The organism is Sneathiella sp. P13V-1, assembly GCF_015143595.1.
Taxonomy (GTDB): domain Bacteria; phylum Pseudomonadota; class Alphaproteobacteria; order Sneathiellales; family Sneathiellaceae; genus Sneathiella.
In genome coordinates, this window is record NZ_WYEU01000005.1 from 127,054 (window position 1) to 148,370 (window position 21,317).

17 protein-coding genes are annotated in these 21,317 nt (G+C 48.9%); 3 read left to right on the forward strand and 14 right to left on the reverse strand.

Annotation, left to right across the window (positions count from 1 at the left end):
• Position 1: 1 nt before the first annotated feature.
• From GUA87_RS17080 to GUA87_RS17145, 14 genes are all read right to left on the reverse strand, one after another.
• Positions 2–1,828 carry a hypothetical protein gene (locus tag GUA87_RS17080; RefSeq protein WP_193717833.1) on the reverse strand — a complete coding sequence of 609 codons (1,827 nt, stop codon included), beginning with the start codon at positions 1,826–1,828 and terminating at the stop codon, positions 2–4.
• 14 nt (positions 1,829–1,842) lie between these two features.
• Positions 1,843–2,652 carry a MinD/ParA family protein gene (locus GUA87_RS17085; protein WP_193717834.1) on the reverse strand — a complete coding sequence of 270 codons (810 nt, stop codon included), beginning with the start codon at positions 2,650–2,652 and terminating at the stop codon, positions 1,843–1,845.
• Positions 2,649–3,839: a hypothetical protein gene (locus GUA87_RS17090; RefSeq protein ID WP_193717835.1), complete on the reverse strand. Its 1,191-nt coding sequence runs from the start codon at positions 3,837–3,839 to the stop codon at positions 2,649–2,651. Before GUA87_RS17090 ends, GUA87_RS17085 begins: the two co-directional genes overlap by 4 nt.
• A gap of 11 nt (positions 3,840–3,850) precedes the next feature.
• A complete protein-coding gene (flhA, locus tag GUA87_RS17095; RefSeq protein ID WP_193717836.1) occupies positions 3,851–5,962 on the reverse strand; it encodes a flagellar biosynthesis protein FlhA in 2,112 nt (703 codons plus the stop codon).
• Between the two features lie 18 nt (positions 5,963–5,980).
• Positions 5,981–7,378, reverse strand: a complete 1,398-nt coding sequence (locus tag GUA87_RS17100; protein WP_193717837.1) for a sigma-54 interaction domain-containing protein — start codon at positions 7,376–7,378, stop codon at positions 5,981–5,983.
• A gap of 17 nt (positions 7,379–7,395) precedes the next feature.
• Positions 7,396–8,169, reverse strand: coding sequence for a motility protein A (locus GUA87_RS17105; RefSeq protein WP_193717838.1), 774 nt, complete (start codon positions 8,167–8,169; stop codon positions 7,396–7,398).
• Between the two features lie 13 nt (positions 8,170–8,182).
• Positions 8,183–8,572 carry a flagellar motor switch protein FliN gene (gene fliN / locus GUA87_RS17110; protein WP_193717839.1) on the reverse strand — a complete coding sequence of 130 codons (390 nt, stop codon included), beginning with the start codon at positions 8,570–8,572 and terminating at the stop codon, positions 8,183–8,185.
• Positions 8,573–8,607: 35 nt separating this feature from the next.
• Positions 8,608–9,249, reverse strand: coding sequence for a FliH/SctL family protein (locus GUA87_RS17115; protein WP_193717840.1), 642 nt, complete (start codon positions 9,247–9,249; stop codon positions 8,608–8,610).
• A gap of 11 nt (positions 9,250–9,260) precedes the next feature.
• The gene (fliG, locus tag GUA87_RS17120) at positions 9,261–10,274 is read right to left on the reverse strand and encodes a flagellar motor switch protein FliG (protein ID WP_193717841.1); all 1,014 of its coding nucleotides are present in this window, start codon (positions 10,272–10,274) and stop codon (positions 9,261–9,263) included.
• A 15-nt stretch (positions 10,275–10,289) separates the two neighbouring features.
• On the reverse strand, positions 10,290–11,999 hold the full coding sequence (fliF, locus tag GUA87_RS17125) for a flagellar basal-body MS-ring/collar protein FliF (RefSeq protein WP_193717842.1): 1,710 nt from the start codon (positions 11,997–11,999) through the stop codon (positions 10,290–10,292).
• A 231-nt stretch (positions 12,000–12,230) separates the two neighbouring features.
• Positions 12,231–12,530 (reverse strand): DUF1153 domain-containing protein, encoded by a 300-nt coding sequence (locus GUA87_RS17130; protein WP_193717843.1) that lies wholly within the window; start codon positions 12,528–12,530, stop codon positions 12,231–12,233.
• 154 nt (positions 12,531–12,684) lie between these two features.
• Entirely contained in the window at positions 12,685–14,013 is a 1,329-nt protein-coding gene (flgE, locus tag GUA87_RS17135) for a flagellar hook protein FlgE (protein WP_193717844.1), read from the reverse strand.
• A gap of 61 nt (positions 14,014–14,074) precedes the next feature.
• A complete protein-coding gene (locus tag GUA87_RS17140) occupies positions 14,075–14,779 on the reverse strand; it encodes a flagellar hook assembly protein FlgD (protein WP_193717845.1) in 705 nt (234 codons plus the stop codon).
• A gap of 35 nt (positions 14,780–14,814) precedes the next feature.
• Complete coding sequence (locus GUA87_RS17145) at positions 14,815–16,437, reverse strand: flagellar hook-length control protein FliK (protein WP_193717846.1); 1,623 nt, start codon at positions 16,435–16,437, stop codon at positions 14,815–14,817.
• Between the two features lie 455 nt (positions 16,438–16,892).
• On the opposite strand from GUA87_RS17145, the gene flgK reads away from it, so the two are divergent.
• From flgK to mnmA, 3 genes are all read left to right on the forward strand, one after another.
• Positions 16,893–18,989, forward strand: coding sequence for a flagellar hook-associated protein FlgK (flgK, locus tag GUA87_RS17150; RefSeq protein ID WP_193717847.1), 2,097 nt, complete (start codon positions 16,893–16,895; stop codon positions 18,987–18,989).
• 22 nt (positions 18,990–19,011) lie between these two features.
• Positions 19,012–19,971, forward strand: a complete 960-nt coding sequence (locus GUA87_RS17155; protein WP_193717848.1) for a flagellin — start codon at positions 19,012–19,014, stop codon at positions 19,969–19,971.
• 70 nt (positions 19,972–20,041) lie between these two features.
• On the forward strand, positions 20,042–21,163 hold the full coding sequence (mnmA, locus tag GUA87_RS17160) for a tRNA 2-thiouridine(34) synthase MnmA (RefSeq protein WP_193717849.1): 1,122 nt from the start codon (positions 20,042–20,044) through the stop codon (positions 21,161–21,163).
• The last annotated feature ends 154 nt before the right edge of the window (positions 21,164–21,317 follow it).

A 21,317-nucleotide genomic window follows, 5' to 3' on the forward strand; every position in this document is an offset into this window, starting at 1 on the left:
TTTAGAATACTGCTGGAGGGTTGCTCTCCCACTCCTCTGTTGGATGAATAGGAAAACGTCCGACTTCTTTAAACGTAAGACTTCCTGAGACGCCTGTGATTTCGAGGTTCTCGGTGAAAAGCGAGCCGATATCTGCACGAATTTGATCTGGCAATGCCTTCGTTGTCCTTAACACCAAATCAAATCTCTGAGATCTAAATAATCCGTCCATTTGAAGGGGACCGGTTTTTGTGAGATCCAGTTCAATAATAAAACGTGTTTCCTCTTCACCGTCACTGCCTTCACGTTTATGGCGCCGGTAGTAGGTGCGAAGCTGATGTAACTTCTCCCCGTCAAAAAACGGGAAAACAAGGGCGCGCCAATCTTGACCGCCAGGCTCACTAGCTAACCTGGTGAGGGTTGCAAATTCATCATTCAGGGTTCGAAGTAAATCCCCTTTCCCCGAGCTCTCCAAGATAAGTTGCAGATCCTGTCCCATCCACTTGGATAGATTTCCGCCATTTACCGCAGAAATAAAGAACAGCAAACTCGCTCCCAAATGCGCTCCCATTCGGGGAATATTATTCATAAAGAAGTTCTGGGTGAGAGAAGGGTTTTGCGCTGCAAGCGTGTTTAAGGCTTCGCGTAAGTTCTCCCACTGACTCATGATGGGAAGATGAGGTGTTTTGAAAATACTGACGGCCCCCATCGTAGGAGGTAGGGGGAAACCTGTCAGTTCTTCTTGAACAGTAAAAGAAACGGAGGCGCCAACGGCAGGTGGATTGAATGTGGTAAAACGGAAAGTGCCAAGCTCTGGTGATTGCACAAATACCTGACTTGATCTGGATTGAGCAGTTTTGGGTGCTGTTGTTCCTATTACGGTTCCGGTTAGCCGGTTTGCCCCTCCTTCGTCGCCATCAGCTTGCACATTTGCAGATGTGTTGTAGATGGCGGAGATTTGGCTGCCTCGCTCTAGAGGTCCGGTCGTCTGGAATAGTGCGGAGGTTTGACGGAGCGGCGGACTGTCAATGGTTAGTCTGACGGCCTCCTTCGATGTTGTCGCTTCTACATTCACTTGGGTGATAGTTGTCTTGTTCACAGGTGGCTGGGGGGCTGTGTCTTTGCCGCCCGGATTGAGTGTGTGTGAATAAGCCGCAGCACCCGAACTGCTCGTTTGACGCGGAGAGGCACTTACGTTGCTCGAAACCAGAGAAGCTGCAAAAAGGGTTTGGTTAGAAGGCGTAGGTGTTGCACTTTTTGGGTTTCCTTGCGACGGGATGACTGTCGTCTCGATCGTAGGTGTTGACATCGCTGTTTTTACATTCTGCGATCTGGTTGTTTGTTGTCCTTTACTCTCAAGTGCCGTTGCGATGCGCTGTAGTTCGGTATCAAGTGTCAGTTTATCTGGAACCTGATACTGTCCGCCGTAGGAAACTGAAGCCGTTGTTGGTTTGTTGACAACAGGCAGAAGCGTTACCGTTGGTGGGGAGGCCAGTTTCTCTCCATTTATTGCTGTAACGCGGGCTGTAACCATATCGGTTACGCTTTCAACCTCCAGAACGACATGACTTCCCACAGGAATTGGGTTTGTGGAAGACATGCGGAAATTGCCCATTTCAGTATGGAGCATAGTATCTCCGGACGAGGCGCGGGCGGTAACGACTGCGGCTAATAGCGCCCCTTGAGAAACGCTGCCGCCCTGTGATTGCTGCGTTTGCGGGGAGCCCTGTTGTCCGGTTGGATTTGTTGCGTTGACTGGAGAGACATAGCGTTGACCGGCACCAGTGCCCCCGCCAGCATCAACTGGCGGTGTTGGGGGCGTTCCTGATGTGGATCTGATGCCGCTCATAATTCATTGCCGGATTATCCGGACCCTTCGATAATATAACGCGCCAACGCTTCAATTTCTGCTGCTGCCGGGCTTGTTGGGTATCGGCTGAGAAGAGGGGATTGAGACCTAATCGCAGCAGATATCCGATCATCTTGCGGAATAATTCCAGCAAGCGGTGGATCCAGCTTCAGGAAATTCTGGCAGGCCGCCAGTAGTTTTTCATAAACCTTTTTACCATCTGACCTGGATTTTACCATATTAACCAGAATTCTGGTATCAGCGTTTTTCTGTTGCTGACTGGTCACCTTGATGAAAGCGTATGCATCGGTGAGCGATGTAGGCTCGCCATTCGTCACCACCAGCTTTGGACCACGGGCGGATGCAAGAGTTTGCACAGCCGCGTCAATGCCAGCACCCAGATCCAGAATGATGAAATCATACTCGGCGCCGAGTTGGATAAGTTCCTCATGCACTGCCCGCAAATGGTCACTGTCTAAGGTGCCAAGGGATCCTGATCCGGATCGTCCTGCTATAATATCAAACCCGCCTTCTTCATATCTGAAGGCAACATCTTTAAGTTTTCTCTGCCCGGAGACAACGGTTGCTAGATCGAAATCAGGCATTAGTCCAAGTTGGATATCCACATTGGCAAGTCCTACATCTCCATCAAACAATAGGACTTTCTTGCCCGAATTGGCCAGTGCATGGGCAAGGCTGACTGACAAAACAGTTTTGCCGACACCACCTTTGCCCGATGCGACGGTGATCAGGTTTTTGCCTGTGCCCGGTGTTGCAGGATGGGCGGTTGGCCGGTTTGTAAGTGGGCTTTCAGTATCGCTCATTTTTCCGCCTTATCAAATTCGCTGCTAACTTCTTGGTCGTTAGGGTCGCGCAAAATTAAGCGCGCAAGATTTACCGGATTGATCACATGCAATCCCTTAGCTACAGATGAAGACACACTGGCGTATGAAAATTTAAGTCCAGCATTATCTGCAGCCGTTAAAACGCCCCCATACCGTCTCGTTGTGTCCAGTCTGGTAACGATCAGTTTATGTGCTCCGATTGAGGCAAACTTTATGGCGGTATCACTCATTTCCGCGCTGTCTGTACCCGCAGCAAGAACAACGACAGCTTCCGCGTTCGCAGAAATGACCAGTTCGGCCAAGGAAGACAGCTCTTCATCATCATAACAACTGATTCCGCCCGTATCGATGAGCACATGGGCACCATCAGAGAGATCTGGCAAGGCGAGGGTGTTTTTAAGTTCTTCGGCGTTATCAACGACCCAAAGTTTCAGTTTCAGAATATCCGTAAAGGATTTCAGTTGTTCTACTGCACCCGCCCGACTTTTATCCGTCGTGATAACGTGGACAACGCGGCCTCGCAAAATGGCGGTTGCCGCCATTTTTGCGATGGTCATGGTTTTACCAACCCCTGGTGGGCCGATCAGCATTACGGGCTTATTCTTCCGACTAAACTGCGGAGCAAAATCAAAATGTTGGTCCAATGCTGCCGCAAGGGCCATCTCGATATCATCGGTCTCAGCCGCAATTGCGGATCGGCATATCCGTTCGGCGAGCAAAGTTGGTACACCATGATACGCCATCGCGCGAACGAGGCTATGCACTTCCGGTGTTACATTTACCGGAGGTTCTGGAGTTTTTTTCTTGGATTTGGAAGCCATTGGAGCAGGTTTGACGGGGATATCCAAAGCGTCCGTTTTCTTTTTGCCTTTGACGATTTCCATGCCACCAAAATCCGGTTTTGGTGATCTTGGTTTGACTTTTACTGGCGTGGAAGGAGGTATTGGTTTTTTCCAGTCATCGTCCCAGTTTTGTGCCCATCCATTTGTGGGTTTGGGCGGAATGGTCGGTGCCGGAGGATCTGATTTTTCAACAGCAGCCGTCACCTGAGTTTCCCCGGAGGGCAAATTCTGGGTGGCGAGTATTATCGCTTCTTCTCCAAGATCTTTCCTGATCTTGTCCATGGCTTCAGATACGCTTTTCCCGGTATAGGACTTAATTCTCATTCAGGGTGTCCTTAGACCTGTGCCAGAGTTTTAAGTTTGGCTTTTGGATGAATTTCATTTTGGGACATGACTATTGTTGTAGGTCTGAACCTTTCCACAATGGATCGAACATAGGGGCGAATGGCCGGGCTGGTCAGAAGAACTGGATTGTGCCCTTGTTGTGCCAACTGGTCGAAGTTATTGCGGATGGAGGCAATAAACTCTTGCAGAAGGCTAGGGGCCATAGAAAGTTGCTTCTCTTCTCCTTGTCCAATGATGGATTCCGCGAAATTCTGTTCCCATTGCGGGGAGAGGGTGACTAGAGGAATGAATCCATCGGGTGCAGTATTGGCAGAAGAGATTTGCCGCGCGAGACGTGCACGAACATGTTCGGTGATCATACTGATGTTCTTGGTGTAGCCTGTCGCTTCTGAAATGCCTTCCAGGATAGACGGCAGGTCACGAATGGAGATGCGTTCTGTCAGCAGGTTTTGCAGGACACGTTGCACGCCGCTCACTGTTATCTGTGTTGGGATTAGATCAGCAATAAGTTTCTGATGAGCAGCCGGGAGTTCATCCAGAAGTTTTTGTGTTTCTGCATAGGAAAGCAGATCCGGCATATGATCCTTCAAGATTTCCGTGAGATGCGTTGTAATGACTGTGGCCGGATCAACGACAGTGTAACCGCGGAAGGAAGCTTCTTCCCGCTGACCTTCGTCTACCCAGACGGCTGGCAGGCCAAATGTCGGTTCCGTCGTCTCTTCACCTGGCAGGTCAATTGGCAATCCCTGTGGATCCATAATAAGCAACTGGTTCGGGCGCACATCACCATATCCCGCCTCAAGTTCTTTAACTCGCACAAAATAGTTATTGGCCGGCAGCTGCATATTATCCAGAATACGAACGCTTGGCATGACAAAACCCATGTCCCCAGCAATCTGACGGCGGAGGGCCTTGATCTGATCAGTTAGCCTGTATCCTTCCGTATCGTTGATAAGAGACAAGAGCCCATACCCAAGCTCAAGACGAAGATCATCAATGGCAAGTGCCGTTGAAATAGGCTCTTCAGCAGGGATAACTTCCTTCTGTTCTTCAATGAGCTGTTGTTGCGCAACGACAGCTTCCTGTTCGCGTTGTCGCATCATGTAGTAGGCCGCGTATCCGGTGCCCCCTCCCAGGATCAGGAACGGGATCATAGGAATACCAGGTAGAACGGACAAAGATAAGAGAAGGAAAGAGCTAACTGCCAACGCACGTGGGTATCCTCCGAGCTGCCCAATAAGTGCCTTGTCAGTTGTGCCAGTAACACCGCCACGGGATACAAGCATACCAGCGGCCACTGATACAATCAGGGCAGGGATCTGGCTTACAAGACCGTCTCCTACGGTCAGGATAGTGTAGCTTTCAGCCGCTTGCCCGAAGGTTAGGTCGTTCTGGGCGACCCCCACAATGATACCGCCGATGATGTTAATGAAGGTAATTAGCAGGCCCGCGATCGCGTCACCACGTACAAATTTTGAGGCACCATCCATGGAACCAAAGAAACTGCTTTCATCTTCAAGTTCTTTACGGCGCGTGCGGGCGGTAGCCTCATCAATCATACCGGCGGACAGATCCGCGTCGATTGCCATTTGTTTGCCGGGCATGGCATCCAGAGAGAAGCGGGCGGCAACCTCAGCAATACGGCCTGAACCCTTGGTGATTACAACAAAATTAACAATGACGAGAATGGCAAAAACGATAATACCGATAACGAAATTGCCGCTCATCACGAAGTTGCCAAAGGCTTCAATTACGTTACCCGCGGCCGAGGGACCGGTATGGCCTTCGGACAGAATAAGGCGTGTTGACGCCAGATTGAGGGATAACCGCAACATGGTCGCAATGAGCAAAACCGTTGGAAATGAACTAAAATCCAAGGGCTTGGAGATGAACAAACATGTCATAAGGATGATCACGGAAAAGGTGATCGATAACGCCAAGCTGAAATCAAGCAACCAGCTCGGCATTGGGAGGATCAAAACAACCAGAATGCAGACAACACCAAGGGCCAGACCAATATCGCCGCGACCCACGATCGAGATAATATTGCTCAGATCCAGATTTGGTCTGGAAGATTGTCCTTGTTCCTGACTATCACTCATTCACTGCACTTTCATGTTTTACATTGCAGGACGTTGGTTTGAACCCGCAGTTGGGATCTGTACACCTTCTCCGGAATACTGCTTGAGCTTGTTTCGAAGGGTTCGAATGGAAATACCAAGAATATTTGCGGCATGAGTACGATTGCCAAGGCAATGTTCCAATGTGTTCAGGATAAGATCCTTTTCCACATCCGCAACAGTACGCCCTACCATTCCACCACTAGATGCTTCAGGCGCTGATTGAGGAGCCGCTGAACCCGGCATTGCCGCTGTGGCCGCTGTCTGAACAGCTGTTGTTGCTGTTTCTGGTATGGCGCTTCCATCAGGCATCAAAATTGCTTCTGGGCCGATATCATCGCCGGACGCTAAAAGAACGGCACGATGAATGGTGTTTTCCAACTCGCGAACGTTGCCCTGCCAGCGATTGCGTTTGAGCTTTTCAAGTGCTGCTTCACTTATTTTGCGCAATGGGAGTGCATTCATTTCAGAATACTTCCCAATGAAATGATCTGTCAGTGTAATTATATCAGATGGCCGGGACCGAAGAGGTGGAATTTTCAAAGTCACCACATTCAATCGGAATAACAGATCTTCTCTGAAGGTTTTTTCGCGAACAGCTTCTGCAAGATCACGGTTTGATGTCGCAATGATGCGGATATCAACCGGAATTGGCTTTGTTCCACCCACTCGATCGATTACTCGTTCCTGAATAGCGCGCAATAGTTTGGCCTGAAGCTGAATGTCCATTTCACTGATCTCATCCAGCAGCAATGTGCCGCCATTTGCTTCTTCAAACTTACCAATGCGGCGCGCAATGGCACCAGTAAAGGCACCTTTCTCATGGCCAAAGAGCTCCGATTCCAGAAGGTTTTCTGGAATTGCAGCGCAGTTTACACAAACAAAAGGTTTATCTGAACGGTTGCTTTTACGGTGAAGGTAGCTGGCCATTACTTCTTTACCAGTACCCGTTTCCCCATTGATAAGTACAGATGCGGAGGAAGGCGCGATCTGATCTGCGAGGGTAACCACTTCCTTCATGGCCGGATCGCTAAAAATCAGCTGGGAGCTTTCTTCCGCAACGGCTTCCAAAACGGCTGCAATCAGCTCCGGATCTGGAGGAAGTGGGAGAAATTCCTTGGCGCCTGCCCGAATGGCATTCGCCGCCGCCGTCGCATCTGTGTTGATACCGCAGGCAATGATCGGAAGATTAATCCGTTCATTTGCAAGGCTTTCCACAAGTTGGTTAATTGGCAGGTTGACATCGATCATCGCCATGTCAGCCCCCTTGCCGGAGCGCAAGGAAACCAGGGCGGCTTCGATATCATTTACCTGACTAACTTTTGCACCACGCGACATGGCGATTTGGCTAGCGGCGCCGATTTGCCCGTTAAGTGAACCAATGATAAGCAAACGCATCTGCTTAGCTCCTAGACTTAATTATAATACTGCACGCGTTCTGTCGGCGGCAGCAGTGTGTTTAATAACATTTCAAGACGGCGAGGGTTTTCCTGACGTCCAATCGAGGTCGCAGTTGCCAGAAAAATCCTGTTGATCAACGCTTCTTCAGCAGAATTACGTTCCAGTTTTGAAGCCAGTGGGCTGAAGAACATGTTCGCCAGAACGGCACCGTAAAAGGTCGTCAGCAAGGCAACCGCCATAGCAGGGCCAATGGTTGACGGATCGCTTAGATTACTGAGCATCTGGACAAGGCCCACCAAAGTTCCGATCAAGCCCATAGCCGGGGCAACTTCTGCTGCGCGGTGAAGGATGCCAGCACTGGAAGAATGCCTCGCGGTCATTGCAGACAGCTCATTTCTCAGAATCTTGTTTACTTCATCTGCAGGAAGGCCATCTACAACCAGTTGTAGGGCTTTATGTTGAAAGCTGCTTTCCTCCAGGCGAATTACATATTCCTGAAGTTTTAAAACGCCTTTCCCGCGGCATTTTTCAGCAAGCTCCATCATATCATAGGCCGTATCCAATGGATTTTCACGTTTGGTGAAAAGCGTTCTTAAGATTAAACCCTGTGACCTCAAAATTTCGGCAAGCGAGTAACTCATAGTTGTGACGAGAAAGGTACCTATGATCACAATCAGAATGGACGGAAGGTTATAAAAGGCCACATAGGAACCCCCCGCGATCACCGCAGCGGTAACGACAGTGAACCCCCCAAAAAGTCCAATTATGGTTGCATAATCTGGCTTCATTTATACCTGATCCTTAACGACGGTCTGATTTAATGATTTCTGTCATGGTGACGCCGAGCCGATCCTCAACAACAACAACTTCACCACGGGCAACAAGGCGATTATTTACGTAGATATCGATGGCCTCGCCGACCTTGCGATCAAGCTCCACGACCGCACCACGTCCCAATTTCAATAGCTGGCTGACCTGCATACGAGATTTTCCAAGCACAGCTGAAACATGAACAGGAATGTCAAACACGGCTTCAAGGTCAGCAGCTGTTCGCGAGACATCTGAATCTGTTTCCGCTTCCATGGCTGCTGCCATATCCATGTCATCGAGATTTTCGTCTTCTGCGCCGTTGCCAGTATCTGATGGAGGCGTGTTTAGCTCATCCAGCTCGAGATCTTCATTTTCCGACATTGTTATGCTCCTTCATGAAGGGTAAACCCTTCAAATTATCCCGCTTCCTGTTGAGTGCGGATAAAACGCTCAACGATGGTTTCCATCTGTTCCAGAGTTTTATCCATGTTACGTTCGACACCACCGTCTGCCCATTCGATCCGGCAGTCACTGCCAAGCAAGGCTTCATCAGGTACCAATATGATTTTTCCTTGAAAGCCTGATATGGACTGCAATTGATCAATTCTATCCTGCAAAGTGCTGGAAACTTGAGCGCTCGCCCTTATGACGATCCGAGGTTCGTCATGGAGGTCTACCAGACATTGCTCAATCATCTGCAGTACCTCTGTCTCAGGCTGCCTGGCCATCAAGGCGGGGGCCAGCTTTTTGGCAATAGCGATCGCAAGGCTGGCCGCCTCCTTTCGAATATTGCCAACACCATCAATGTGAGTTTGTGAAATGCCACCAAGTTGACCGGCGATGGCATTCAAGAGCTCTGATGAGGAGGCTTCAATCCCCGACAAGGCTGCCTGCTGACCGTCCTTATACCCTTGCTGAATAGCTTCCTCAGTGAAGCGCAGCCTGTCTTCCTCAGTATAGAGGAGAGGAGGAGCCTGTACTTCTTCGGGCTTCTCTTTCTTGGGAATATTGGCAGAGCCAAATTCAGTATCGAAGAGGAATTTTGCATTACTGGACATTATACAACACTCTAGTAAACCAACTCATCATCACCGCCGCCATCAGCCAGCATAATCTCACCTTTATCCGCGAGATCTTTGGCGATGTTCACTATCTCCATTTGGGCTTCATCGACATCTTTCAGTCGGACAGGGCCAAGGGCTTCCATATCTTCGCGGAGGATTTTCGCTGCACGCTCAGACATGTTGCTGAAGAAAAGATCCCTGACGGCTTCGGAGGCGCCTTTCATGCAAATACCCAAACGGTCCTTATCAACATTGCGCAACAACGTTTGAACACCAGCAGGGTCAAGTTTGAGAAGATCTTCAAAGGTGAACATTAGTGCCTTGATCTTCTCAGCGCTGTCCCGGTTTCTTTCTTCAAGGGCCGCGATGAAGCGCCCTTCAGTATTGCGGTCAAAGTTATTAAAGATCTCAGCCATCATTTCATGGCTGTCACGCTTGTTGGTTTTTGCAAGGTTGCTCATGAACTCGCTGCGAAGTGTATCCTCGATCTTATCAAGGACTTCCTTCTGCACTGATTCCATTTGCAGCATGCGATTAACAACTTCCAAAGAGAAATCTTCCGGCAAGGTGCTAAGAACTTTTGCAGCATGGTCTGGGTTGATTTTGCTCATAACCACGGCGACGGTTTGCGGGTATTCGTTTTTCAGATAGTTGGCGAGAACGGCTTCGTTCACGTTTGCCAGTTTATCCCACATAGTGCGACCAGCGGGACCACGAATTTCCTCCATAATGCCGTCGACTTTATCACTCGGCAGGGCTTTCAAAAGGAGCCGCTCAGTTGCCTCATATGTCCCGATCAAGTTGCCTGTTGAAGAAATACTGCCCGCAAATTCAACGAACAAAGCTTCCATTACTTCCGAGGATACTGTGCCAAGGTTAGACATCGCTTGCGAGATATCTCTGATTTCTTCCTCGTCAAGACGGCTCCATAATGGGGCGGAATGTTCTTCCCCCAAGGCCAGCATCATAATCGCAGCCTTGTCCGAACCGGAGAGTTGTTTTACGTCTGTAATCGCCATAATCTAATCCGTAACTCAGGCTTCGTGATACAGCCAGTTGCGCAAGATTGCGACGGCCTCGTCTGGGTGTTTTTCTACAATTTCGCCGACCTTCTTAAGGGCAGATGTCTTAACTTGACCATCGACTTTTGCGATATCAATCATCTCATCCAATTCGGTAAGAGTTTCTGACTGGATTGGGTTACCTTCACTGTCAACAGGACCGGATATGCCTCCCACTCCTGCGGTCTCCGGCAAGGCTACGGTCCCGTCTGGGCCGGGAATGCCGCCGGGGATACCCGGTGCGGCGCCAGGAATGGCGAGGGCATTTCCTGCACTATCCGTCGCCAACGCCCGAGTGAGAAGAGGGCGGACAACCAATAACAGAGCGAGAACTGCCACGACTGCTAGAACGGCCATTTCACCCATACGGAATAAGTCTTGTTTATCCAAGCCCATAAAAATAGTTTCATCAACAGCTTCGCCATCTATGTCAACCGGGGCCAGTTCTACAAATGGCATGTTGACGACTTCAACCACATCACCACGCTCCTCATTGAAACCTATTGAAGATCTTACAAGGCGGGAGACCTGTTCCAGTTCTTCGTCATTGAGAGGCTGATAGGTTGCATTTCCATCGTTGCCAACTGCGGATTTTCCGTTCACTAGAACAGCTACGGTGAGGCGACGAATGTTGCCAACTTCACGAACTTCTGTGGTGACAGTTTTCGAAATCTCATAATTTACAGTCTCTTCGACGCGGTTGGCGTCACTCTGGCTGCCATTGCCAGCACCTGCAGCGGCATCGGCTTCAGGAAGATTGTTGGCAACCGTCACCCCTTCGGCCGGAGCGGTTTGGTCACTCGCTGAAGAAGACTCTTCTATCGTTTGCGTTGAGCGCACAACCTGACCATCCGGATCATAAGTTTCAGACTTAACTGTCTTCTGATCAAAATCCATGAGGGCACTTACTTGAACACGGACATTCCCTTTGCCAAGGGAGCGTTCAAGAAGTAGTTCAATTTGTTCGCGCAGTCTGTTTTCGTGGGTGACCCGAAGGAACTCAGTTTGGCTGCCAAAGCCGCTCCCGGGATTATCTTTGCCATCTCCTCTGGCAAGAAGATTACCTTTGTCGTCAACAATAGAAATTCTGTTTACATCCAGAGTGGGGACGGCAGCTGCTACAAGATGTTGGATAGCAGCAATTTGATCTTCGCGAAGGCGACCTTTTAGTTTCACGATGATAGAAGCACTGGCATCTCTTTTTTCCCGGCTAAACACTTGTCTTTTGGGAAGAACCAGATGAACACGAGCTGAAGCAACATTTCCAATTGCCCGGATCGTTCTGGCAAGTTCGCCTTCCAACGCACGCACCAGATTTACGTTTTGGACAAAAGAAGTTGTTCCAAAAGTGTCAGTGTTGTCAAAGATCTCATACCCAACTGAGCCACCGTTCGGCAATCCATCCTGTGCAACGTCAAGGCGGGCGCGGGCGACTTGGCTTGAAGGAACTTTGATGTTTCGACCATCGGCACTCAACTGATAGGGAATGTTGAGGGCTTCTAGCTTGGAGACAACGGCGCTGGAATCTTCTGGTTCCAGATTGCCAAATAGAAGTGCGTAATCAGAGTCGCCGATTTTGGTCGCCATAAACATTATGAGGGCAATCAAACCGACTGCAACTCCTCCTAATACCGCGACCCTTACAGCACCGAGACTCTGTAATAGTTGACTAAGACCGTTCACTACTGACACCTATAAGCATTTGACGAGATGGACACACGTCCTCACGCCTACCGAATCTAGATGCAGGATATAAACAGAAAGTTAACAATGGGCAATTTTTGCCGGGTTTTGGGAAAATTTTGCCTATTTAAACAAGTTATTGAATTAGAAGATAAAAATATAAAAGCGATTCCGCCATTTTGAGGGAACCGCTTTGACATTTACCGAATCAATTTTGCAACAGGCAAGCTGTTAATTGCTCAACTCTGGGGGTGGGGGAGGCCGATATTGTTGCAACCTAGTGGTGCGCAGGCCCGGTAAACCATGTTTTTCGATTGCTTTTTGCCAGGATAAAAACTCTTCAACTGACAGTTTATAACGGTTGCACGCGTCATCAAGGCTGATCAAGCCGCCCCTTACGGCTGCAACCACTTCCGCTTTGCGCCGGATAACCCAACGCTTGGTATCTACTGGAGGTAGATCTTCCACGGTCATTGGTTTGCCATCCAGGCCAATAATCTGACTGATTTTATGCTCACTATGAGACTGCATTTTGGCGCTACCTTGCTCCAACTTCATCATTTGCTTGAAGTGGATCGTAGCGACGTGGTTTTAACAAACCGCTAAAGAGATTGGTTAATTTTGTATTTCCTGACCAATGGCAGCCAATTGGCCAGGAAATTAGGAGTAATATCAAGCGGTTGGTTTATCGTTTGATCCGAATGAGTTCTTCCAACATTTCGTCGGCAGTGGTGATAATCTTACTTGCGGCAGAGTAAGATCGCTGTGTTACGATCATTTTTGTAAACTCATTGGCAATATCAACGGTAGAAGCCTCAGTGGCACCGGAGACCATACGGCCTGCACCACCAATTGTTGCTTCACGCAATGTAAAAGTTCCTGATTCAGGGCTCTCGTCGTAGGCATTGCCGTCGAGATTGCGCATCTCATTCGGGTTGGGGAATGTGGCTACCGGAATTTTGTAGATGTACTTTGAAGTACCGTTATCAAATTTCGCAATTACATTACCTTCTTCATCGATAAAGACGGAATTGAAGGCACCAAACAGCGCGCCGTTCACATCTGAAGATACGAGCTCACTAGGACCAGCAAAATGTGTAAAGCCATCAGATTGATCGTCAGATCCAAAATTCAGGGTCAGATTTTGCGGTGTATCAATACCCAGGGCAGCAGCCCAAGGAATTGATATTGTATTGGTCTGGGTTGTGGCACCGGAGGACAGGTCGATAGTACCGTCTGTATTGAAGGCGACAACCTCTGTCGACAGGGTGTCTTCATTGCCGTCACCGTCAGTATCGGCTGTAATCTCAAGTGTCCATTCGTTTGGTGTGACACCTGTGCCTGTCTTCAAGAAGTTGAAAGTAATGGAATGCGCAGCACCCACACTATCATAAACTTGGAAAGAGCGTACAAAGTGCGGTGTGGTTGCGCCGCTTGTCATATCACCTGCCACATAACCAGCGCCAAAACTTGTTTGGGATTTCGCAAGATTTGCCTTCAGGTCAATAACGGTTGTCGGTTCCGCGTTACCGGTAAGGCCTGAAATATTGACAGGTTGAAGGGCTGCAAGATCAGACTGGTTTGTTGGAATGGCGCCTGAAGGGTCAATCTCCCAACCCTGCAGATAATACCCTTGAGCGTTTCTCAAGCGGCCTTCATCGTCAGGTTCAAAAGTACCCGCGCGGGTGAAAAGGTAATTGCCGCCAGAGGCTGTTGGATCAGGCAGGGTGTTTACTACAAAGAAACCATTACCAGCGATCGCGATATGCGTATCCTGATTTGATGCAGTGATAAGGCCCTGAGTGTCGACCTGAGCAGTTGGGTGAACGATTACACCGCCTGGTGAATAAGTCGTGTCGGTCGCGCTCTCAGTGACCAAAGTGGAAAAAACTGCCCGAGTATCTTTGTAGCCAACGGTGTTGGCGTTGGAGATGTTGTCGGAAATCATTCCCATGGACATTGATTGAGCGGCCAGTCCGGACACGCCGGAGAACATTGCTGCTGTAAGACTCATGATATTACTCCTTTAATAAATGCCAGACCTTAAAAAGCCCGACAGATTACGGTGCGGCGGATCAGGCCGCGTTGTCTGTAGTGTCACCTACGGCTACGGAGGTGATGTTGTTTATGCTAATTGGCATGTTGTTGACGAAGAGCATTGGAACGCCACCAATGGTTTCTACGCGCTGGGCTGTCCCTTTGATGTTGAAGCCAACATCAACGGTGCTACCACCGTCCGTGGTCGCATTAGGGACAAGGAAGTAGAGGCCATCAGGTGCCTGTCCGCCGCCTGTCGAAAGCTGACCGTCCCAGGTAAATGATGTCTCGCCAGCTGAAACGGTGCCGTCAACAGTGATTGTGTCTACTTTGGCGCCACTCTCATTGTAGATGTCATAGGAAACATTATCGGCAGCAACTGAGAAGTCCATATTCCAGGTGACTTCGCCATTTTCCATGTTGCCAATGTTGGCATTGGCCTCCACCGTCTTGCCAAGATAGTCAATAAGGATCGTTGCCTGACTATTTTGTTGATTAATAGATTGCAGGTTTATCAATGCTTCCAGGTTCTCATTAGTTGCAATGGATTGTTCAACCTGGGTGAAGTTTACGAGTTGGTTCGTAAATTCATTTGAGTCCGTGGGGTTGAGCGGATCCTGATTTTGCAGCTGAGTCGTCAACATCAACAGGAAGTCGTCGAAGTTGTCTGCCAACTTACCTTGGGCATCTCTGGCATCAGAGGGGCCTTTGTAATATAGGGCATTTGCCTCATCGATATTCATATCGTTTCCTTTTACCTACAACTTGGTAGTTGCCGTCAAACTTGAATGTTTAACCCGCCTGAAGTCGCATTTTGCGCACTTAAGGCTGCTAGTTGCGTTTCCAGTGAGATTTCTTCTTCAGGTTCGGAGTTCGCTGTTTCAACTTGTTCGCCGGTTGGCATTTCTTCGCCATCGGTTCCCTGTTGAAGGCTAAAGCTCAGACTATCTCCATCAGCGTCGAAGCCAGCGTCCTTGAGTGCTTGTTCCAAGAGTTTTGAATCTTGTTGTAGAAGATCTAAGCTATCCTGATTTTCTGCAGAAATAGCAGCCAGGATTCGCCCGTCTTGGGCAATTTCCAGTTTAATATCCACGCGGCCAAGTTCTGCCGGGTGAAGTTGAACCTTGATTTTGTCAGCTCCGTCTTTTGATGCAGAAATCAATTGGCTGGAAACTTGTTCTGCTGGACTACCTGCCTGCGAAGTTGCCCGATTTGCCAGACTGGACTGACTTGCGGAACTTGCGGAAGTGCTGTCCACACCTGTTACAGCGCCGCCTGTAGAGGCAAGAGTGCCGCTTGTAGACAGATCAGATGTGGCAGGTGTAATCAGCGTTGTGCCAAATTCTCCGTTTGGAATGACAATTGGCATCTCTGCCTGCATCACATTTTGGGTGACCGTACCAACCGCGGTTGCTGTTTGCGGTGTGGTTAAGGTGCTATTGTTTTGCAATAGGGTTGCCTGGGTGGCTGTTTCACCTGAGATTACAGAATTTTGGACAGAGGCCACGCTAGTGGCTTTCCCGTTTGAGGCAAGAGAGACTTTGCCCTTAGCGGCGCCTAGCAATTCAGAAATCTTGTTGGACAGTGTTTCTTTGTCTGTCAAGTGAGCCATTTCATCTTGCCGCATTTGCTGCATGGCAGTTGGTTTGGCGGTTTGCTGGGCGACAACTGTTGGGGCTTCATCAGATCCAAGTACTTGTTTCGCTCCTGAATTACTCACAGTTTTTTGCTGTGGGTTGGCGGCAACAGCTTGCTGTGATGCGGCGCTGGTTACGACACTTTTACCCTCCGAGCTACCGGTTGAGGCAACTGTTTGAGTGACTTCAGTGTTTTTACCTACCATACTTTTTGCGGTTTCACTGGCGGGAGTATTGGCGATAACCTGTTGTGCTTTCTCCGTAGGGGAGGCAGCCTTAGCATTTACAGGCAGTGTTTCATTGATCGCCGTTTCAACATTCCCTTTTGACAATGTCTCTACAGGTTTAGCCTCTCCGCCATTAAGATTCTGCGTGATCGCCATTGGCTGAACTGACTCAGAACCTTCCATAGGAACTTTAGAGGTGGTTATCGAAGTCACTTCTGTCGTGCCTGTCAGCTGTGTGGTAGTGGTTTCCACAGCAGCAGGTAGAGCTTCTTCGGTTAACTGTATGTTAGGTGTTTCGTTGTTCGCGTCTTCGTCAGCTTTTGCTTCTGAGTGTTCTGTCTCAGAAGAGGCATCGACCTGATCATCTGAACGATCATTTTCAGGGCGAGCCTCCCGACTATCGCTTACTTCATAATCAGAAGTTTCAGCGGCAGCCGTGTCGATATATTTTGCGAAATCTTCTTCGTGGGCACTCCCAACTTGGGGCCCCCAGTTAAAAGAAGCGTCTTTCGCTTTTGCAATTTGCGTAATATCCATCGACTTAAACTCACTTTATTTGCGCTATATATTTTGCGTCGCTAGGTATTAAGCAAAACCCGGGCCAGTTTTTGAAGAGCCGATATTTTCTTTTGTTTTTATGGTGTTGTTGCGAAGTGAAAGCTGAATTTCGCTGAGACAAAATTACCTGTTCCGGAAAAAAATGACCCCCATGTGGTCTTTTATTCCTCCCTGCATTTACCCTTTGAATTCAGTGATATTACAAATTGGCATTGCACTTGCATATTAATGGGGGAATTAAAAATGCAACAATTGAAATGATGATCGGTGATTGTGATTATGTGTTTGAAAAATATACATAAAAATAATTCTCAAAAGACAGGTCAAATTGCGAGACTGACTGGCATCTTTTGCCGATTTGATCAATTGGGAATGAAAGGCGCGGTCAAAATTGCCGCTTTCAATACCCCTGAAACTCAGTGGGGAGATTTAAAATGAGTCTGAACCAGATCATGAATTCAGGTGTTACAGGTATGCTGAGTCATCAGCAGGCACTCAATGTAACATCAAACAACATCGCTAACGTTCAAACCGAAGGTTACGCACGTAAAACTGTAGATTATAGTACAATTGTGCTGGGTGGTTTTGGCGCTGGCGTTGAGGTAGAAGACGTCCGGCGCGTAACTGACGAATTCATTTTGCGGGAACTACGTCTCTCAACAGCTGACTCAGAACAGTACCGCGCGATGTCAGATATCTACGGAAAACTGCAGGCACTATTAGGTGACCCTTCTGCGAATACATCCCTAACAGGCAAAGCAGACTCTATTCATACCTCTTTTTCAGCTCTTACTGTTGATCCTACATTATCAGTTTCCCGTACAGCGGCGCTTACCGAGGTGGCTAACTTTGGTACTGAAACTGATAGGCTTCTAACCCAGATCCAAAGCTTAAGAAAAGAAGCTGACACGCATATTGCCTCTGAAATCGAAACCGTAAATGCAGCGATCCTTAGAATTCACGAATTAAACAAAGAAATCTCTTCAGCGACAATTAGTGAGAAACCAACCGGTGAGTTGGAAGACAAGCGGGATCAAGCGCTTGCTGAGATTTCCGAAATCATGGATGTAAAAACTTACCCGCAGGGGAATAACTCTCTGGCAGTGGTAACAAATTCGGGGCAACAACTACTGGACTTTACGCCGCGGCAATTGGTCTATTCACCGGCAGCCTCCGTTTCTTCTGAAGCGATTTTTGATCAGATCAGTATTAACGTATATGACACTGTGACGAAGACCACTGCAGCCACAGGCCTGCCTCTCGATCCTGAACTTTCTAGTGGGTCGCTTCGTGGCTGGTTAGATATGCGGAATGTTGAATTGCCCGCGCTTGCCGATCAGATTGGTACTTTGGCTTCAGCCACAGCCGAACAATTTAACGCGGTTCATAATGCCAATACGGCAGTTCCGCCACCTGCATCCCTAACTGGACGCAGTACGGGGCTGGTAGCGGCTGATGGTCATGGGTTTACAGGCGAGGCAACTTTTTACAGTTTTGACGCCAATAACGACATCGTTGCATCTTACACTGTTGACTTTGATGCGGTGGGAACAAATACGCTTGCGGATGTGATCGCTGAAGTTAATGGTGCGCTTGGTGCCGGTACTCTCGCGCTAACCAATGGTGTAATGACAATGGCCGCACAAGGGGGGGCGACTGGAGTTGGTATTGCGCAGGACGCAGCTGATCCAGCTTTAAGAGCAGGACGCGGCTTTTCTCATTTCTTTGGCATGAATGATCTGATTGATGCCCGCGTCCCCACGCATTTTGAAACAGGTCTGGTGCCAGCAGACAATCACAGCTTCACAGGAACCACCGATCTGGAGTTTCGGGGACCAAATGGGGAGGTGCAAAGTACCTTTACAATTGATTTCGGGGCAATCGGTGCAACCATGCAGGATGTGGTTGATGAAATCAATGCCAGCATTTCACCCGCCGCCACCGCTGTGCTGACCGCGGAAGGTGCTATTGAGATCACAAATGCTGCCGGTTATGAAAACTACAAAATGAACGTGGTCAGTGATACTTCAAATCGTGCGGCAACAGGCACCTATTTTTCTGATATGTTCGGTATCGGTCTTCGGTACCCTAGCGATCAGGGTATGGATTTCGGTGTCCGCGATGATATTGAAAACTCCCCCATGACAATGGCGCTGGCGCAGATCAATCCTGCCGGGACACCTGCCTTGAACTTATCAGATAACCGCGGTGCCCTCGCTTTTCAGGATCTTCGCAACGCGACGATGGATTTTCCGACAGTGGGGGAATTGCCAGGATCAGTTGTTACCATCGCAGAATATGCCGCACAGATTTTAGCAAAATCCGGTCTTGATGCGGCACGTGCAGATAGTTTGCAGCAGGATCGTACGACACTCGCCGAGGTGTTGAATGAAAAGCTGCAAGAAGCCTCTGGTGTTAATATGGACGAAGAGCTTGCCAATCTGATTGTTTATCAAAATTCCTACAACGCAGCGGCCCGGGTTATTACCACTGCGCGCGATATGTATGACGTATTGCTGAATATCGTATAGGGCCAAGGATAGGAGAAGTATCATGACACGCGTATCAACTTACCAGCAAAGTCAGACACTTATTCAACATATGTTGAATTCGCAAAAGCACGTGACCGACGCGCAGCGCCAGGTTAACACCGGTAAGGTTGCTGACACCTATCAGGGCCTTTATCAGGAGGCGACAAGCCTTGCGGGCGCGAAATCACTGGTGAGTACGCTGGAGCAGCATAAAGAGAATGCGGGTGTTATTCTGACGAATTTGCAGACATATGATCAGATGCTTGGCTCACTTGAAAATGCGGCGACTGATCTTAAGGAAGCGGTTATGGGTGCAGTGAACTCATCCTCCTCACTGGGATTGGAAGCGACCGTTGAAGGTGTTTTTAACACGGTTTTGGGGGTGCTTAATTCTGCGGATACTGAGGGTTATCTGTTTGCAGGCTCTAAAAGGTCTGTTGCCCCCATTAATATTACCAGTTGGTCGGACCTAACCACAGCACTTGAGCCACCAACAGATATTTTTACAAATGATACTTTGAAACGTCAGGTGCGCATCGATGAAAATCGTGTGCTGGAAACAGGGATGGTTGCAGATGAGTTGGCGTTGGATATCATGACGTCACTACAGCGTATCGCGCTTTGGCAAAATGGTACCCTTCCAACAACGGCACCTGTGCCAACAGGCCCCGCAGGACCTGTTACGTCACCACTGCGTCAAGAGGATCAGGATTTTCTTATTGGTGAGATACAACAGCTTGAAAATCTAGTCCGTGGCTTCAATGAAGCGCGGGGTGTAAATGGTCTTAACTTGAAAACAGTGATCGATACGCAGGAACAGCTGGATCTTCAGATTGATCAAGCAAAGATTTTTGTCAGCAATATCGAAGATGTGGATGCGGCAGAAGCGATTACAAATCTCAATCAGGCTAATTTTGCGCTGGAATCTTCTTACAACGTTCTCAGCCAAATCAACCGAACCAGCCTCCTGAACTTCCTGTAAGTCTTATGGAATAAGGGAGGCGGGCTCATCTCCCCTTGCATAAACTTAATTCAGGCCTATATTGCCCGCCATGAATTCATTAGGTTTTGATACAGCACCAGAAGATACTCGGGTTGTCGTTGCCATGTCCGGCGGCGTGGACAGTTCGGTGACAGCTGCGCTCCTGAAAGATCAGGGCTATGACGTGGTTGGCATCACGCTTCAGCTTTATGATCATGGTGTAGCGGTTCAGAAAAAAGGCGCCTGCTGCGCAGGTCAGGATATCCATGACGCCCGCCGTGTCGCGGAAGCCATCGGTATTCCTCATTATGTGCTGGATTATGAAAACCGTTTTCAAGACAGCGTCATGGACGAGTTTGCTGACAGTTATTTGCGCGGTGAAACGCCAGTGCCGTGCGTGCGCTGTAATCAGACGGTAAAATTCCGGGATTTGCTGGAAACGGCACAGGATCTAGGCGCGGTTGCCATGGCGACAGGTCATTATATCCGCCGTGAAGGTGATGCGACTGGTGCAAAACTTTACCGCGGTGCAAATTCCATCAAAGATCAAAGCTATTTTCTGTTTGCAACAACGCAGGAACAAGCTGATTTCCTGCGTTTCCCGCTTGGTGGTTTGACCAAAGACGAAACGCGCGCTCTTGCAGATAAATATAATCTGGCCGTAGCGGCAAAACCTGAAAGTCAGGATATCTGCTTTGTACCCAATGGCAACTATGCCAGCGTTATTGAAAGATTACGCCCGGGGGCCGGAAAATCTGGTGACATTGTCGATTTGAATGGTAACGTTCTGGGGCAGCACAACGGGATTATCAACTATACAATCGGGCAACGCCGCGGCTTGGGTGTCGCGACAGGCAGCCCGATTTATGTTGTGCGTCTAGACCCTGAAAATAACCGTGTGGTTGTTGGTCCTCAGGAGGCCTTGCTCGTCTCCGGTATTTCCTTGAAGGAAGTCAACTGGATCGGGGATAAGCCGCTGGATGATCAGGGCATTGACGTTATGGTCAAAGTCCGCTCAACGCAGGAGCCGATGGAAGCAACCGTTTTCGGCGCGCCAAATGGCTGGGCTGAAGTCCGCTTGAAAGAGCCTGAGGCGGGAGTTTCCCCAGGTCAGGCCTGTGTGATGTATGATGGGGATCGGTTGCTTGGCGGCGGCTGGATCGCCGGTACGGAAGCCCCTGTCACCATTTAGGACGCTCTTCGATTACTCGTCGATTTCTTGGTTAAATATGAATTTCAGCCAAGTCGATGCGGATGGAATTCGTTCGATATCTCTCGTGAAGCTCAAAAGTGTAATTATTTTCATTTCACCGCTTGACAGAGGGGGTAAATAACCCTAAAAACCG

Bases quoted from the DNA above. Each gene is read 5' to 3' on its own strand.
- GUA87_RS17090 (WP_193717835.1), bottom strand. From the start codon at position 3,839: ATGAGAATTAAGTCCTATACCGGGAAAAGCGTATCTGAAGCCATGGAC.
- GUA87_RS17085 (WP_193717834.1), bottom strand. From the start codon at position 2,652: ATGAGCGATACTGAAAGCCCACTTACAAACCGGCCAACCGCCCATCCT.
- fliG (WP_193717841.1), bottom strand. From the start codon at position 10,274: ATGGCGATTACAGACGTAAAACAACTCTCCGGTTCGGACAAGGCTGCG.
- flhA (WP_193717836.1), bottom strand. From the start codon at position 5,962: ATGAGTGATAGTCAGGAACAAGGACAATCTTCCAGACCAAATCTGGAT.
- GUA87_RS17100 (WP_193717837.1), bottom strand. From the start codon at position 7,378: ATGCGTTTGCTTATCATTGGTTCACTTAACGGGCAAATCGGCGCCGCT.
- GUA87_RS17140 (WP_193717845.1), bottom strand. From the start codon at position 14,779: ATGAATATCGATGAGGCAAATGCCCTATATTACAAAGGCCCCTCTGAT.
- GUA87_RS17115 (WP_193717840.1), bottom strand. From the start codon at position 9,249: ATGTCCAGTAATGCAAAATTCCTCTTCGATACTGAATTTGGCTCTGCC.
- flgE (WP_193717844.1), bottom strand. From the start codon at position 14,013: ATGAGTCTTACAGCAGCAATGTTCTCCGGCGTGTCCGGACTGGCCGCT.
- mnmA (WP_193717849.1), top strand. From the start codon at position 20,042: ATGAATTCATTAGGTTTTGATACAGCACCAGAAGATACTCGGGTTGTC.
- GUA87_RS17155 (WP_193717848.1), top strand. From the start codon at position 19,012: ATGACACGCGTATCAACTTACCAGCAAAGTCAGACACTTATTCAACAT.
- GUA87_RS17080 (WP_193717833.1), bottom strand. From the start codon at position 1,828: ATGAGCGGCATCAGATCCACATCAGGAACGCCCCCAACACCGCCAGTT.
- fliN (WP_193717839.1), bottom strand. From the start codon at position 8,572: ATGTCGGAAAATGAAGATCTCGAGCTGGATGAGCTAAACACGCCTCCA.
- flgK (WP_193717847.1), top strand. From the start codon at position 16,893: ATGAGTCTGAACCAGATCATGAATTCAGGTGTTACAGGTATGCTGAGT.
- GUA87_RS17145 (WP_193717846.1), bottom strand. From the start codon at position 16,437: ATGGATATTACGCAAATTGCAAAAGCGAAAGACGCTTCTTTTAACTGG.
- GUA87_RS17105 (WP_193717838.1), bottom strand. From the start codon at position 8,169: ATGAAGCCAGATTATGCAACCATAATTGGACTTTTTGGGGGGTTCACT.
- GUA87_RS17130 (WP_193717843.1), bottom strand. From the start codon at position 12,530: ATGCAGTCTCATAGTGAGCATAAAATCAGTCAGATTATTGGCCTGGAT.